The sequence below is a fragment of the Nocardiopsis mangrovi genome (assembly GCF_042653925.1).
GTDB classification, from domain to species: Bacteria; Actinomycetota; Actinomycetes; order Streptosporangiales; family Streptosporangiaceae; genus Nocardiopsis_B; species Nocardiopsis_B mangrovi.
Map to the genome: position 1 here is coordinate 57,703 of NZ_JBHSFQ010000029.1, position 14,113 is coordinate 71,815.

The window sequence follows — 14,113 nt, forward strand, 5'->3', positions numbered from 1 at the left end:
GCTGGTCACAGCGCCTACGCTAGCCCGGACCACCGCTGCGGCGGCGGGACCGGGGCCCGTGTCGCCGGATCCCCGAAGCCGGCCGTGCGCCGCCCGCCCCCGGCTACCCCCTGTGGTCCCCGGCGACGCGCAGGACGGGGGAGCGGGTGAGGGCACGGTGGTCGAGCGGTTCGGGGGAGGTGACGCGGATGGTGCGGGTCTCGCCCGGCAGCAGGGTCTCCAGGCACCGGTCCGACTCCGCCGCCGGGTGCAGCCGGTCGGCGAACACGGCCAGGTCGCGCAGCAGCGTGCGGGCGGTGACGGTCACCTCGTGCCCGCCACCCGTGTCGCGCACCGCCGCGTCGTAGGCGGGCGCGGGATGGCGCAGGTGGCGGTCCTCCGTGAAGAACCACAGGGCGCGCCGCTCCCCGGCGTCGGCGACCAGGAACTCCGTGGCGGGGTCGGCGCCGATGAAGGCCGCGGGGACCGCCGCAGCGGCGGTGGCGCGCGCGGCCGCCGCCAGCGGCAGCACCGCCTCGGCGGCCCGCGCGCCGTCGGCCGACATCCGGCGCAGCCGGACCTCGGCCGTCCACGGCTCCGCCGCGTCGTTGACCGCGATCACCGACAGCCCGCCGTCGCGGGGCTGGATGGTCAGCAGCCGGTCGGCGTAGGCCGCGCGCAGCGCGTACCACAGGGGCTTGCGGTGCTCCGCGGAGTCGACCGCGGACCACGAGGTCACCGGCCAGCAGTCGTTGAGCTGCCACACGATGGTCCCCATGCAGCGCGGCCGGTGGCTGCGCCAGTGCTCGATCCCGGTGCGGATGGCCCGTGCCTGGACGACCTGGGCCAGGTAGTGCCAGTCGTCGACGCCCGTGACGGTCCCGAAGTGCGCGGTCAGGCCGCGCTCCAACTTGCCGTTGCCGTCCTGCGCCTTCTGGTGGTGCAGCACGCCGGGGGAGTCGGGGGCCAGCGGGGAGTCGTGCACCGCCGCCGTCAGCGTGGCCCACGCCGGCGGCGCCTGCCAGCCGAACTCCGAGACGAACCGCGGCACGTGCTCCCGGTAGGTGGTGAAATCGCGCCGGTTCCACTGCTCCCACAGGTGTACGCAGCCGTGGTCGTCGTCGAGCGAGTCGTGCGCGGGCCCGGTGGAGAACGGGGTGCCCGGCACATAGGGGCGCGTGGGGTCGAGTTCGGCCACGACGGCGGGCAGCAGCTCCTCGTAGTAGTGCGCGCCCCAGGGCCGCCCGGCCAGGGCCTCCTCCCACCCCCAGTGGTGGCGCCCCATGTAGTTCTCGTTGTTGCCGCACCACACGGCGAGGCTGGGGTGGGCCGCCAGCCGCGTCACGTTGTGCCGCGCCTCGGCCTCGACCTCGGCGCGGGTGCCGCCGTCCTCGGGGTAGGCGCCGCACGCGAACAGGAAGTCCTGCCAGACCAGCACGCCGTTGCGGTCGCACGCGGCGTAGAAGTCGTCGCTCTCGTAGATCCCGCCGCCCCACACCCGCAGCAGGTCGATGCCGGCGTCGCGCGCCTGGACCACCCGCCGCTCGTAGCGGCCGGCGTCCACGCGCGTGGGGAAGCAGTCGTCGGGGATCCAGTTCGCGCCGCGAACGAACATCGGGGTGCCGTTCACCACCACCGTGAACTCGGCGCCGATGGCATCGGCGCCCCGGCGCAGCTCGATGTCGCGGAACCCGATCTCCCGGCTCCAGGTGTCGAGCACGGTGCCGTCGGCCGCCTCCAGCCACACCTCCAGCCGCGACAGCGGCTGCCCGCCCAGGCTGTGCGGCCACCACAGCCGGGGGTCGGGAACGCGCAGCCCGACCGCGGCCTCGGCGCCCGTCCTGTCGCCCGCGGGCACGGGGGCCGCCGCCTCCACGCCGTCGACCCGCGCGCGCAGCACGAGCGGGTCCGGGTCCCCTCCCGCGGATCCGGCCCGCGCCACCGCCGCCCGGACCTCCACCGTGCCCGCGCCGCCGGCGACGCCGACCAGCGGCCGTACCCCCGACAGCCGTGCGGTGTCCCACACGTGCAGGCCGCACCGCTTCCACAGCCCCGCGGTGACCAGCGCCGGCCCCCAGTCCCAGCCGAAGTTGCACGCCGTCTTGCGGATGAAGGTGTAGGGCTGGTCGTTGCCGCCGGAGGGCAGGTCGCCCAGTTCGGCGCGGCGGGCCTCGGCGTGCCGGATCGCCGACCGGAAGGTGACCGAGAGCGTGTTGCGGCCCGCGCGCAGCCGGGCGCCGACGTCGAACCGGTGGGGCCGGTGCATGTTGGACGTCGACCCCAGCGCTTCGCCGTTCAGTTCGATCTCGGCCACCGTGTCCAAGCCCGCGAAGACGAGTTCGGCGACCGATCCGGCGGCGAAGGCGGCCTCAGGGGCGTCGAAGGAGGTCGCGTAGTGCCAGTCGGCGTGCCCCATCCAGGCGACGTCGTCCTCGTTGCGGTCCAGGTAGGGGTCGGGGATCAGCCCGGCGCGCAGGAGGTCGGTGTGCACGCAGCCGGGCACCTCCGCCGCCACGCCCTCGGCCAGCGCCGCCGCGATGTCCGGGGGGACCGCGGCCTCACCGGTGGGTCGGACGGTCCAGCCGGAGTGCAGGTCGAACCACACAGGGGGGTGTCCTTTCGTCGTGGGGCGCCGGCGCCCGGCCGACCGGCCATCGGGCCGGGTCCGGGGGCGGGTCCATCGCGTTCGGGTGATCGGGCCGCCCGTGGAGGGGCCAGCACTTCCGGGCGGCCGGCGGGATCGGGCAGGGGTGCCCGGCCGGTCCGCAGGCGCCGCGGACAAGAGGGGAGTCGTCGTGGAGGGAGCGCGGAGGAGTGGGGGCGGACCGGGCCGGGGCCGACTGGGGCCGATGACGGTTCTGAAGCGCTTAAGTCATCATCGGCAGCCCGCCGTGTTTCGTCAACACCGGTTCCACCCGCGCGGTCACGCTGCGTTCCCCTCCCCGGCGGCCCGGCCGCGGGCAACGACCCGCGGCCGGCCGGCGCCGCCCGCTCGGCTATCCTGTGGGCCTCCCGACACGGACAGGGGGCGGGGTGCGGCGGCTGACCATTGCCGACATCGCCGAGGCGGCGGGGGTCTCGACCGGATCGGTCTCCTACGCGCTCAACGGCAAGCCCGGCGTCGCCCCCGAGACCCGCGCGCGCATCCTGCGCATCGCGGGCGACCTCGGCTGGCGGCCCAGCGCAGCGGCGCGCGCCCTGACCGGCGGGCGCAGCGGCGCCATCGGCCTGGTCGTCGACCGCCCCGCGCACGTGCTCGGCATCGAGCCCTTCTTCATGCAGCTCGTCTCCGGCATCCAGGCCGAGCTGGGGCCGCGCTCGCGCACCTCGCTGCTGCTCCAGGTCATCGACGACCGCCGAGCCGAGCTCGACACCTATCGCGACTGGTGGGCGGAGCGGCGCGTCGACGGCGTGCTCCTGGTCGACCTGCGCGCCGGCGACCCGCGGGTGGACCTGGTCGCCGACATCGGCCTGCCCGCGGTGGCGCTGGGCCCGCCGGCGCCCGGCGCGGGCCTGCCGTGCGTGTGGAGCGACGACGCCGCCGGGGTCCGCGCGGCGGTGGGCCACCTCGCGGCCCTCGGTCACCGGCGCATCGCCCGGGTCGCCGGCCCGCCCGCGCTCCTGCACACCCGCGACCGCGACACCGCGTTCGCCGAGGCCGCCCTGGACGCCGGCCTCGACCGGCCGCCGGTCGTGCACACGGACTACACCGGCGAGGACGGGGCACGCGCCACCCGGCGCCTGCTCACGCGCCCCGGCCGCCCCACCGCCCTGGTCTTCGACAACGACGTCATGGCGCTGGCCGCCCTGGGGGCCGCCCACGAACTGGGCATCGGCGTTCCCGATCAGCTCTCCGTCATCGCCTGGGACGACTCCCCGCTGTGCGGGCTGGCCCGCCCCGCCCTGACCGCCGTCGCCCGCGACATCCCCGAGCACGGCCGCCGCGCGGCCGCGTCCCTGCTCCGCCTGATCGCCGGCGAACCGGCCGCCCACGTTCCCACACCGCTGCCGGTCCTGACCCGGCGGGCCAGCACCGCCCCGCCGCCCCCGGAACCCGGCGGCGGCGAGCCGGGAACCGGTTGATCCGGGGCACCGAGTGTGGTCGCATGGCCGGCGTGACGATGGCACCCGTCCCCGCCGACCCGGCCGACGCGCCCGCTCTGGCGGCGCTGCGCGACCAGGCGGCGCGCTGGCAGCTCGACCGGGGGATCGAGCAGTGGCGGCCCGGTGAGGTCCCCGCCGCGGCCTTCGCCGACCAGGCGCGGGCGGGGGAGCTGTTCGTGCTCCGCGACCCGGCCGGCCTCGTCGGCGCCGTCCGGGTGGTCTGGGCCGACCCCGGCATCTGGGGCGACCCCGCCGCCGTGGGGCCCGCCGGGTACGTACACGGGCTGATGGTCGCCCGCTCCCACACCGGCCGGGGCATCGGCGCCGGGCTGCTCGACTGGGCCGAGCGGCGCGTGCGCGCGGCGGGCCGGGACACCGTGCGCCTGGACTGCGTGGCGGGCAACCGGCCGCTGCGCCGCTACTACCGGGACCGCGGCTACCGCGAGGTCGGCCGCGCCACCTTTCCCGGAGGCGAGCTGCTGCCGTGCACCCTGTTCGAGAAGGCCCTGGGGCCGCCGTAGGGCGCCTCCAGGGCCGGCCGGGGCCCGGAGCGGGCGCGCCGCGGCCCGCCCGTTCCGGTCCGGCGTACTCCCGAATGCGGGGACGGCGTGCTCTCAGGACGCAGGCGGGGCCACCAGCCCCTCCGGGGTGCGCCCCGCCAGGAAGTCGGCCACCGCGCCGGCCGCCAGCGCCGCCGCCCGCTCGGCCGTCTGGCGCGTGGCCCCGGCGAGGTGCGGGGTGAGGACCACGTTGGGCGACGACCGCAGAGGCGAGTCCGCGGCCAGGGGCTCCTCGGGGAAGACGTCGAAGCCGGCGGCGGCGAGGTGGCCCGACGCCAGCGCCCCGGTGACAGCGCCGTAGTCCAGGAGGCCGCCGCGCGCGGTGTTCACCAGCACCGCGCCCCGGGGCAGAGCGGCGATCTCCGCCGCCCCGATGAGGCCGCGGGTGTCCGCGGTCAGGCGGGCGTGCAGGCTCAGCGCGCCGACGCGCGGCAGCAGCTCCGCCAAGGGGACCTGCTCGACGAAGGGGTCCATCGCAGCGGGATCGGCGTAGGGGTCGGCCACCAGCACGCGCGCGTCGAAGGCGTGCAGCACCCGCGCGACCCGCCGTCCGATCGCGCCGTAGCCCACCAGCCCGACCGCCGCGCCGCCCAGCTCCCGGCCGCACTCCTCGAACGCGTACAGGTCGCTGCGCCATTCGCCCGCCAGCACGCCGGCGTGCGTGCGCGGGATCGCCCGCATGGCCGCCAGCAGCAGCGCGATGGTGTGCTCGGCCGCGGCTACCGCGTTGCGGCCCGGGGTCGCGACGACCGCGATCCCCCGCTCGGCGGCGGCCGCGGTGTTGATGTTCACCGGCCCGCCGCGGCAGCACACGATCAGCTTGAGGGCGTCGGCCGCCTCCAGCACCCGTTCGGTGAACGGCCCCATCTGGGTCACGGCGACCTCGACGCCGGGCAGCGCCGCGATCAGCGCGTCCTCGGCGTCGGACGCCTCGTCGACCTCGGCGACCCTCCCGAACGGGGTGAGCGGCCACGGCAGGGTGACCTCCGACAGCTCCAGGGGCGCGTCGACCCGCGCGCGCAGGGCGTCGGCCAGGAGCGGGTTGAGGACGAAGTGGTCGCCCGCGGTGAGGACCTTCACCTGTTTTCTTGCCAGGAAGCCCGGGGCTTCAGCCCCAGGAGGAATGGCTTTCCCGGAGCGGAGCCGCGCAGCGGCGGAGTTCTCTTCGTCGTATTGTGAAGACAAGGTCACTTCCGGTGATCGGTCGTACTAGGGTGCTCTGCGTGAAGATCGTCGCGCAGGTGAAGCTGATGCCTGCGTCCGCTCATGACGCGGACGCGCTGGCGGCGACCCTGCGTGCCTGCAACCGGGCCGCGACGTGGGTATCTGAGACCGCGCACGCCCGGGGCCTGTTCCGGCGCAACGAGTTGCAGCAGGCCGTTTACCACGACACCAAGGCCGTCTTCGGTCTCGCCGCGCAACCGGCGGTGCGCACCATCAAGAAGGTGGTGGACGCCTACACAACGCTGAAGGCGAACATCAAGGCCGGGAACCTCGGCCCCGAGGGTGCGAAGCGCCGGACGAAAGCGGACGCCACACCGATCTTCTTCCGTGAGGATGCGGCCCAGCCCTACGACGACCGTATCCTGACCTGGAACCTCGACCAGCGGACGGTGTCCGTCTGGACCGTGGCCGGGCGCTTGAAGGGCGTCCCGTTCGTGTGCTCGCCGGAGGCGTTGAAGCTGCTGGCCTCCCGCAAGGGCGAGTCGGACCTGATGATGCGCGACGGGATGTTCTTCCTTGCCGCCACCATCGACCTGCCCGAACCCGCCCCGTACGGGCCGGACGGGTTCCTCGGTGTGGACCTGGGCATTGTCAACATCGCGACCACCTCCGACGGGCAGGTCATGTCCGGCCGCCGCATCGACCGCTACCGCCGGCGCCACAGGGACCTGCGGCAGAAGTTGCAGAAGAAGCGCACCAAGTCCGCCAGGCGCGCCCTCAAGCGCATCCGCCGCAGGGAATCCCGCTACACCGCCCAGCGCAACCACATTATCGCCAAGAAGCTCGTCGCCACCGCTGAACGCACCTCCCGGGGTATCGGACTGGAAGACCTGTCCGGCATCCGGCAGAGGGTCACGGCCAAGAAGAACCAGCGGTCCCGGCTGCATGCGTGGGCCTTCGCCCAGCTCGGCGCCTTCATCGAGTACAAAGCACGACGGGCGGGTGTGCCCGTGGTCGTCGTGGACCCGCGCTACACCTCCCGCCAGTGCTCGGTATGCCGGCACACCCACCGGGCCAACCGGGCGACACAAGCACGGTTCGCGTGCCGTTCCTGCGGCGTGGTGCTGCACGCGGACATCAACGGCTCCCGCAACATCGCCTACCGGGCCGATGCCGTGTGGCAGCGGGGCGCGGTCAACCGCCCCAGAACCACCGCGAGGTAGTTCCGGACGCAGGGGACCACGCGGCAGCCGGTCGCGCTCCACTTGCAATCACGACCTTTCATGGACCAGGTGACAAGCTCGGTCCTTCAGGGCCGAGAAGTTGACAGGACGTGGTCTCCCGTCGTGGTGGATGGTGATCCGTGCTCGGCGCGCCAGCGCTCGCGCGCGGCGGCCACCCGGCCGAGGTAGTGCGCGTAGCCCGCGTCGTAGAACGCGGCCGCCCCGGGGTCGGGGTCGTGGACGCGGGTGGTCGCGGTCCAGCGGTCGAGGTCGGCGGCGTGCCCGAGGGCGGCCATCGCGCCCAGCACCGCGCCGCGGGCGCCGACCTCGGCGCCCTGCGCGGCGTGCAGCGGCCGGCCCAGGACCGACGCGAAGATCGCCGCCCAGCCGTCGGTGCGCGCCCCGCCGCCGCAGACCACGACCCGCCCGTTCCAGCCCGCCGCCTCCAGGCAGTGCCGGGCGGCGTAGGCGACCGCCTCGCACACCGCGCGCACCAGGTCGGCCGGCGAGGTGGCGAGGTCGATGCCGTCGAAGGAGCCGCGCGCCGCCGGCTCGACGAACGGGGCGCGCTCCCCGGCGGGCGACCAGAACGGCAGGGCGGTGACCCCGCGGGCGCCGGGCGGACTCTGCGCGAGCAGGCCGGACAGGTCCGCCGGCCGCGCCCCGACCAGGGCGAGCACGCGGTCCAGCGCGGCCGTGCCCACCATGGCCGGCATCGCCCGCAGCCAGCGCCCCGGTGTCCACGTGCCCAGGAGCAGCCCGGCGGGGACGTCGTCGGGGGCGGGCTCGGCGGTGACGACCTGGCAGGCCAGGGTGGTGCCGATCGTGATCAGCGCGTCGCCGGGCCGGACGACGCCGGCGCCCATCGCGGCCGCCGGCAGGTCGTAGGGCCCGCAGGAGACGGGTGTCCCCTCGGGCAGCGCGGTCAGGCCGCCGTCGGCCAGCGGGGCCAGCGGCCCGTGGGCGGGGGCGACCGGCGCCAGCAGGTGGTCCCACCCGCCCAGGCCGCACGCCTCCAGCACGCCCGGGTCGTAGGCGCGGGTCCGCGGATCCAGGAACGGCATGGAGGCGTCGGAGACGTCGGTGGCGCGCATCCCCGTCAGACGCCGCATCACGACGTCCTTGCAGTAGCCCGCGGTGGCCGCCCGGCGCAGCGTCTCGGGCTCGGCCTCGGCGACCGCGGCCAGCAGGGGCGCCGCCGCGCCGGGGAACACCATGCCGCCGCAACGGGCGAACACCTCCGCTGCGGTGCCGTCGGCCATCCACCGCCGCACGATCGGGGCGGCGCGGGCGTCCATCCAGGAGATGGCCGGGCGCACCGCCGCGCCCGCCCCATCGGTCAGCCACAGGCCGTCGCCCTGTGCGGTGATCCCCACGGCCCGCGGCGCGGTGCCGCCGGCGACCTCCGCCGCGACGCGCCCCACCCCCCGCACGATCTCCTCGACGTCGTGCTCGTAGTGGCCGGGCGCGGGGGTGTGCAGCCGCGTGGGCGAGGTCGCGACCGCGGCCTCGGTGCCGTCCTCGTCGAAGGCGACGGCCTTGGTGATGGTCGTTCCGATGTCGATGCCGACGAACATGCGGTGTCCTATCCGGCCGGTGGAACCAGGGGAGGGGTGGTCGGCGGGTGGGCGGGGCCCGCCCGCATCGGGTGGGTGGGAAGGCGGGGCATCAGGGGGTCACAACGGAGCGACCGCCACCTCGGCGCCGTGGTCGCGCAGCGCCCGCAGCCCGCTCTCGGGCGTGTGCCCGTCGACCACGATGAGGTCGAAATCGGTGAGGGGTGCGAGCCGGTGCAGCGCGGTGCGTTCGAGCTTGGCGTGGTCGACGAGCAGGACCGAGCGCCGGGCCGAGCGCATCATCGCGCGCTTGACGAGCACGATCTCCTGCTCCTGGTGGAAGGCGTGGGTGGGGGAGACGGCGGAGGTCGACGCGAAGAGCAGGTCGACCTGGAGCGCCTCGATGGCCTCGATGCAGGGCACGCCGAGGAAGGAGTCGTGGGCGTGGTGGTACTCCCCGCCCAGGGCGAGCAGCCGGATCCCCTCCTCCGAGCTGACCAGCTTGATGGCCTCCAGGAAGTTGGTGGCGACCGTGAGCGGGCCCAGGCCGGGCAGCAGCCGGGCCAGCGCCAGCGTGGTGGTGGAGTCGTCCAGCATCACGGCCATGCCCGGCTCCACGAGGGTGCGCGCGTAGGCGGCCAGCGCCTGCTTCTCCGCCTGCGCGGTGCGCATCCGGTAGGCGACGTTGCTCTCGAACACGCTGGAGGGCTGCGCGCTGGCCCCGCCCCGGAACTTGCGCACCACCCCCTGGCGTTCCAGCTCGTCGAGGTCGCGGTGCACGGTCATCACGCTCACCCCGAACACCTCGGCCAGCTCCGCCGCCGGCACCGACCCGTGGTGCAGGATGTACTCGGCGACCTCCGCCCGCCTGCGGGCCGGCCGGTTGCGCTCGCCCGGCTCGGTTCCGCTCTCCTCCGCCGTCATCGTTCCTCCCTCGTCACCCGCACCGCGGTCCGCCCTGTCCGCCCACCGCGGCATCAGGTCCGAGTCTCCCGCTCCCGGGCGCCGGCTTCGACCGCGGCGGCCGGCGGGACGTTGTAGGCCTCCAGCGCGATCGCGGAGCGGTCGACCCGCAGCCGCACCAGGCAGGTGGAGTCGAGCTTGGGCAGCACCCGGCGGTAGTCGCGCAGCGGCGCGCCCATGACGTGGCAGACCAGCAGCCGCAGCAGCGTGTTGTGCGCGATCGCGAGCACCCGCCCGCCCTCGTGGGCGAGCGCGGCCTCGCGCACCCACGCCGCGGCGCGCGCGGCCGCCTCCCGGGGGTCCTCCCCGTCGGGGAAGGCGTGGGCGACCGGGTCGTCCCGGAAGCGGGCGACGACCCCGGAGTCCAGCTCGTCCAGCGTGCGCCCCTCGGCGACGCCGAACGCGACCTCGCGGATCCGGTCGTCCACGCGCGCGGTCAGGCCGGTGGCCTCGGCGACCGGGGCGGCCGTCTGGCGGGCGCGCAGCAGCGGGGAGCAGAACAGCGCGTCGGGGAGGAAGCCGCGCGCCCACGCCGCGAGCCCGGCGGCCTGGAGGCGCCCGACCTCGTCGATGGGGACGTCGCTGGAGCCGGCGTAGCGGTTGTCGGCGTGCCAGGGGGTGCGGCCGTGGCGGGCCAGGACGACGGTCGTGCTCATGTTCGGCTCCGGTGGTCGTGGCCCCGGCCTGCGCCGGGGCACGCGGCGTGCGCCCGCGGGGTCGGTGGGTGCCGCCGCATCAGGCGGTCCCCTCGGTCGCGGCGGGGGCGAGGTGCGGCGGCAGGTAGTCGCGGCGGGCCAGCTCGGCCAGCATGCGGTGGTAGCCCTCGTCGGCGGCCGCGCGGTGGTCCGGGCGCGGGTCGACGACCACGTGCGTGCGCACCATGGCGCGGGCGGAGCGGCGCACCGACCCGCGCGCCGCGGCCAGCACCGCCATCCCGAACGCCGGCTCCGACTGCTCGGGCAGGCGCACCGGCATCCCCAGGACGTCGGCGCGGATCTGGGTCCACAGGCGGCTGCGGGCGCCGCCGCCGGTCAGCGAGACCGCCGCCACGCGCGCACCCAGGCCGCGCAGGTGGGCCAGGCTCAGCCGCTCCACATAGGCCACCCCGTAGAGCACCGCGAGGTGGCGCTCCGCGTCGTCGGCGAACGCGCCCGCCTCGAAGCCCTCGGCGTCGGGGCGCAGGAACGGGAACCGCTCGCCGCGGCCCCGCAGCGGATACAGCGGGGCCGGGACCCCCGTGCGGGCGGCGGCCAGCGCGTCGAGGTCCCGCGGGTCGCGGCCGGGAAAGCGGTCGGCGATCGCGCCCGCTCCGACGCTGGAGGCGCCGCCGGGCAGCCAGCCGCCATCGGGGTGGCGGTGGCTGTAGACCGCCCCGGAGGGGTCGTGCAGCAGGTCCTCGGTGACGCCCTTCAGGACCAGCGTGGTGCCCAGGACCGAGTTCCACTGGCCGGGCTCCAGCGCCCCCGCGGCGATCTGGGCCGCGCAGCCGTCCGTCATCCCGGCCACCACGGGCACGCCGGCCGGAAGCCCGGTGTGCCCGGCGCCCTCGGCACTGATGCGGCCCAGGAGCGTGCCCGGCGCCACGACGTCGGGCAGGACGCCCTCGGGGACGCCGAGCGCGTCCATGACGGCGCCGGGCCAGCCGCCGTCGGCGGGGGAGTAGCCGGTCTTCAGCGCGTGGCTGGAGTCGGTCGCGACGCGGTGCCCCACCAGTCGCGACACCAGGTGGTCGGGCTGGTGGGCCAGCCGGACGGCGCCGCGGCGGACCCCGGGCAGACCCGCGCGCAGCGCCCACACGAGCTTGGGCAGCGCCCACGACGGCTGCATCGTGTAGCCCAGCCGGGCCCAGGTGTCCGCGCCGGCCGCCTGGACGTCGGCCGCCTCGGCGCGGGCGCGGGCGTCGTCGTACATGAAGGCGGGGGTCAGCGGCCGGCCGGCGCCGTCGGTGAGCAGGAACGACCCGGAGGTGCCGCACAGGGCGACCGCGGCGATCCGGCCGGGGCCCAGGCCGGCGACCGCGCTCCGGGCGGCGGCGCCCAGCGCCGCCCACCACTGGGCCGGGTCCTGCTCGTGGCGGCCCTGGGGGGTGCGGGTGCCGTGCAGGGGGGCGGTGCCGCTCCCGGCCACGCCGCCCTGTGCGGTGACGGCGAGGACGCGGACGCTCTGCGTCCCGATGTCGACGCCGATCCACACGCGCCCCTCGCCGGTCTGGTCCTTCAGCACACCGTTCCGCCCCTCCTCGACTCCGATGACGATACGACGCCCTATTTCTTAACAGAGAAAATGTGAAGTGATCAAGGGGTTAACACTCAAGGGCGGCCGCCGAGGCGGCGTGCGCCCGTGTACGCGATCCCCGGCGGTGGTGGAGGGGCGACGATGCCTCGCCTTATGGCCTGCGGAGACGGGAGATCTCCGTGACCGGGATCCCGCCGCCGCGATCTCCGGGGGTGCGCGCGGCGGCATCGCGGGCCCGGATTCGGCCGGTTTGGGGATCTTGTAGGCAACAAAAGTCGATGCTAACTTCACATCCGCCCGAACAGACCCGCGTCAACGGGTGCGTTGTCGCTGGCAGCGCGCCCGCACCGCCGAGACCGCCGAGGGAACCCATGAGCACGCAGCACCGGTCCACCCGGTCGGCCGCCAGCGCCCCCGGGCGCGCCCCGGCCCGGCCGCGCCAAGGCCGCCGATGAGCGCGGCCACGCCGCTCCCCGCGGCGCGCCCCCTGCCGAAACGCCGGCGCGCGCGCCGCGAGCACCTGCTCTTCCTGGCCTTCATCGCCCCGAACTTCATCGCCATCGGCGTCTTCGCCTACTGGCCGGTGCTCTACAACCTGTTCCTGAGCTTCACCGACTGGAACATGATCGCCCCCCGGCCCGGCTTCGCCGGGATCGGCAACTACGCCGCGACCTTCACCGACCCCGAGTTCCACCGCGTCCTGGGCATCACCGTCGTCTTCACCGCCGCGATCACCGCCGGCAGCATCGCCGCGGGCCTCGCGCTCGCGCTGCTGTTCGACCAGCCGCTCAAGGGCCGCGGCCTGGTGCGCACGGTCGCCTTCGCCCCGCACATCCTCTCCGGGGCCGCCGTCGCCACCGTCTGGCTCTTCGTCTTCGACCCCGGCTACGGCCTGCTGCGGGCGGTCCTGCAACCCCTGGGCGTCCCCTCGCCCGACTGGATGACGTCCTCGGACTGGGCGCTGCCCGGCCTGATCATCGTCTACCTGTGGAAGAACGTCGGCTTCGCCGCCCTCATCTACCTCGCCGGCCTCCAAGCGCTGCCCAAGGACATCTACCACGCCGCCGCCATCGACGGCGCCGGCCCCTGGACGCTGCTGCGCCGCATCACCCTGCCGCTGCTGACCCCCATCACCTTCTTCGTGCTCATCACGACGGTCATCGGCACCTTCCAGGCGTTCGACGTCATCGCCGTCATGACCAGCGGCGGACCGGCCGGCTCCACCACCATCCTCAGCTGGCTGATCTACGACCAGGGCTTCCGCGCCTTCGACGCCGGACGCGCCGCGACGACCTCGATCGTCATGTTCCTCGTCCTGCTCCTGATGACAGGGCTGCAGACCCGCTACCTGGAGAAAAGGGTGCACTACCGATGAGCGGCACCATCGCCGAACCGCGCAGCGCCCCGGCCCCCGGAACGTCCGCCCCGCGCCGCACCGCCCGCGCCGGCGGCCCGCGCGCCGTCCGCTCCGCGGCCACCTTCGTCAAGTACGTCCTGCTCATCGGCGTCGCGGCGGTCTTCGTCGGACCGCTGTACTGGCTCTTCACCACCGCCGTGAAGACCCCCGACGAGATCTACAGCTTCCCGCCCGTCTGGTGGCCGCGGGACCCCTCCTGGGACAACTTCGCCCTGGCCTGGAACGCGGCCCCCTTCGACCGGTTCTTCCTCAACTCCGCCGTCACCACCGTGGCCGGGACCGCCCTCAAGATCCTCAACGCGGTCCTCACCGCCTACGCGTTCTCCTTCCTGGCCTTCCCCCGCAAGCAGTGGCTGTTCCTCGTGCTCCTGGGCGCCATGATGGTCCCCGGCCACGTCGTCCTCTTGCCGAATTTCCTCACCGTCGCCGGCCTGGGCTGGGTCAACACCTACGCCGGCCTGATCCTGCCCGGCATCGGATCGGTGTTCGCCACCTTCCTGCTGCGCCAGCACATGATGACCATCCCGCGCGAACTCATCGAGGCCGCCAAGGTCGACGGAGCCGGGCACCTGCGCATCCTCTTCGGCATCGTGCTCCCGGTGTCGCGGCCGATCCTGCTCACCGTCGTGATCATCACGGTCGTGGAGGAGTGGAACAACTTCATCTGGCCGCTCATCGTCACCAACTCCGACCACATGCGCACCCTGCCCATCGGCCTGATGATGCTCAAGAACCAGGAGGGGCTGGCCAACTGGGGAACGATCATGGCCGGCGCGGTGATGGTCCTCGCGCCGATGCTGCTCATCTTCCTCATCGCCCAGCGCCACATCGTGGGCGGGCTCACCCAGGGCGCGGTGAAGGGGTGAGGCCCGCACCGCGCCGCCGCGCCGCCGACCACGAAAGGCCCACCAC

At 74.9% G+C, this 14,113-nt stretch carries 11 protein-coding genes; 5 read left to right on the forward strand and 6 right to left on the reverse strand.

Going from position 1 to position 14,113, the window contains the following annotated elements; translation table 11 throughout:
* Positions 1 to 103: 103 nt before the first annotated feature.
* On the reverse strand, positions 104 to 2,584 hold the full coding sequence (locus ACFO4E_RS23620) for a glycoside hydrolase family 2 protein (RefSeq protein WP_378578366.1): 2,481 nt from the start codon (positions 2,582 to 2,584) through the stop codon (positions 104 to 106).
* Between the two features lie 428 nt (positions 2,585 to 3,012).
* On the opposite strand from ACFO4E_RS23620, the gene ACFO4E_RS23625 reads away from it, so the two are divergent.
* Together ACFO4E_RS23625 and ACFO4E_RS23630 are read left to right on the forward strand one after the other, a co-directional pair.
* Positions 3,013 to 4,062: a LacI family DNA-binding transcriptional regulator gene (locus tag ACFO4E_RS23625; RefSeq protein ID WP_378578368.1), complete on the forward strand. Its 1,050-nt coding sequence runs from the start codon at positions 3,013 to 3,015 to the stop codon at positions 4,060 to 4,062.
* Positions 4,063 to 4,100: 38 nt separating this feature from the next.
* The gene (locus ACFO4E_RS23630) at positions 4,101 to 4,604 is read left to right on the forward strand and encodes a GNAT family N-acetyltransferase (protein WP_378578420.1); all 504 of its coding nucleotides are present in this window, start codon (positions 4,101 to 4,103) and stop codon (positions 4,602 to 4,604) included.
* A gap of 93 nt (positions 4,605 to 4,697) precedes the next feature.
* On the opposite strand, the gene ACFO4E_RS23635 is transcribed toward ACFO4E_RS23630, so the two are convergent.
* A complete protein-coding gene (locus ACFO4E_RS23635; protein ID WP_378578369.1) occupies positions 4,698 to 5,723 on the reverse strand; it encodes a 2-hydroxyacid dehydrogenase in 1,026 nt (341 codons plus the stop codon).
* A gap of 143 nt (positions 5,724 to 5,866) precedes the next feature.
* Between ACFO4E_RS23635 and ACFO4E_RS23640 the strand changes: the two genes are divergently transcribed.
* The gene (locus ACFO4E_RS23640; RefSeq protein ID WP_378578370.1) at positions 5,867 to 7,030 is read left to right on the forward strand and encodes an RNA-guided endonuclease InsQ/TnpB family protein; all 1,164 of its coding nucleotides are present in this window, start codon (positions 5,867 to 5,869) and stop codon (positions 7,028 to 7,030) included.
* An 86-nt stretch (positions 7,031 to 7,116) separates the two neighbouring features.
* Here the strand turns inward: ACFO4E_RS23640 and ACFO4E_RS23645 are convergent, their stop codons facing one another.
* The 4 genes from ACFO4E_RS23645 to ACFO4E_RS23660 all read right to left on the reverse strand — a co-directional run bounded on the left by ACFO4E_RS23645 (position 7,117) and on the right by ACFO4E_RS23660 (position 11,772).
* Positions 7,117 to 8,607, reverse strand: coding sequence for an FGGY family carbohydrate kinase (locus ACFO4E_RS23645; RefSeq protein WP_378578371.1), 1,491 nt, complete (start codon positions 8,605 to 8,607; stop codon positions 7,117 to 7,119).
* 99 nt (positions 8,608 to 8,706) lie between these two features.
* Complete coding sequence (locus ACFO4E_RS23650; RefSeq protein ID WP_378578372.1) at positions 8,707 to 9,510, reverse strand: DeoR/GlpR family DNA-binding transcription regulator; 804 nt, start codon at positions 9,508 to 9,510, stop codon at positions 8,707 to 8,709.
* 53 nt (positions 9,511 to 9,563) lie between these two features.
* A complete protein-coding gene (locus ACFO4E_RS23655) occupies positions 9,564 to 10,205 on the reverse strand; it encodes a histidine phosphatase family protein (RefSeq protein ID WP_378578374.1) in 642 nt (213 codons plus the stop codon).
* A gap of 79 nt (positions 10,206 to 10,284) precedes the next feature.
* A complete protein-coding gene (locus ACFO4E_RS23660; RefSeq protein WP_378578376.1) occupies positions 10,285 to 11,772 on the reverse strand; it encodes an FGGY-family carbohydrate kinase in 1,488 nt (495 codons plus the stop codon).
* A gap of 463 nt (positions 11,773 to 12,235) precedes the next feature.
* Here ACFO4E_RS23660 and ACFO4E_RS23665 point away from each other — a divergent pair, with 463 nt between their 5' ends.
* Both ACFO4E_RS23665 and ACFO4E_RS23670 read left to right on the forward strand, forming a co-directional pair.
* Positions 12,236 to 13,159 (forward strand): carbohydrate ABC transporter permease, encoded by a 924-nt coding sequence (locus ACFO4E_RS23665; protein ID WP_378578378.1) that lies wholly within the window; start codon positions 12,236 to 12,238, stop codon positions 13,157 to 13,159.
* Positions 13,156 to 14,067 carry a carbohydrate ABC transporter permease gene (locus ACFO4E_RS23670; protein WP_378578380.1) on the forward strand — a complete coding sequence of 304 codons (912 nt, stop codon included), beginning with the start codon at positions 13,156 to 13,158 and terminating at the stop codon, positions 14,065 to 14,067. Before ACFO4E_RS23665 ends, ACFO4E_RS23670 begins: the two co-directional genes overlap by 4 nt.
* Positions 14,068 to 14,113: the final 46 nt, after the last annotated feature.

Bases quoted from the DNA above. Each gene is read 5' to 3' on its own strand.
- ACFO4E_RS23655 (WP_378578374.1), bottom strand. From the start codon at position 10,205: ATGAGCACGACCGTCGTCCTGGCCCGCCACGGCCGCACCCCCTGGCAC.
- ACFO4E_RS23665 (WP_378578378.1), top strand. From the start codon at position 12,236: ATGAGCGCGGCCACGCCGCTCCCCGCGGCGCGCCCCCTGCCGAAACGC.
- ACFO4E_RS23630 (WP_378578420.1), top strand. From the start codon at position 4,101: ATGGCACCCGTCCCCGCCGACCCGGCCGACGCGCCCGCTCTGGCGGCG.
- ACFO4E_RS23650 (WP_378578372.1), bottom strand. From the start codon at position 9,510: ATGACGGCGGAGGAGAGCGGAACCGAGCCGGGCGAGCGCAACCGGCCG.
- ACFO4E_RS23645 (WP_378578371.1), bottom strand. From the start codon at position 8,607: ATGTTCGTCGGCATCGACATCGGAACGACCATCACCAAGGCCGTCGCC.
- ACFO4E_RS23670 (WP_378578380.1), top strand. From the start codon at position 13,156: ATGAGCGGCACCATCGCCGAACCGCGCAGCGCCCCGGCCCCCGGAACG.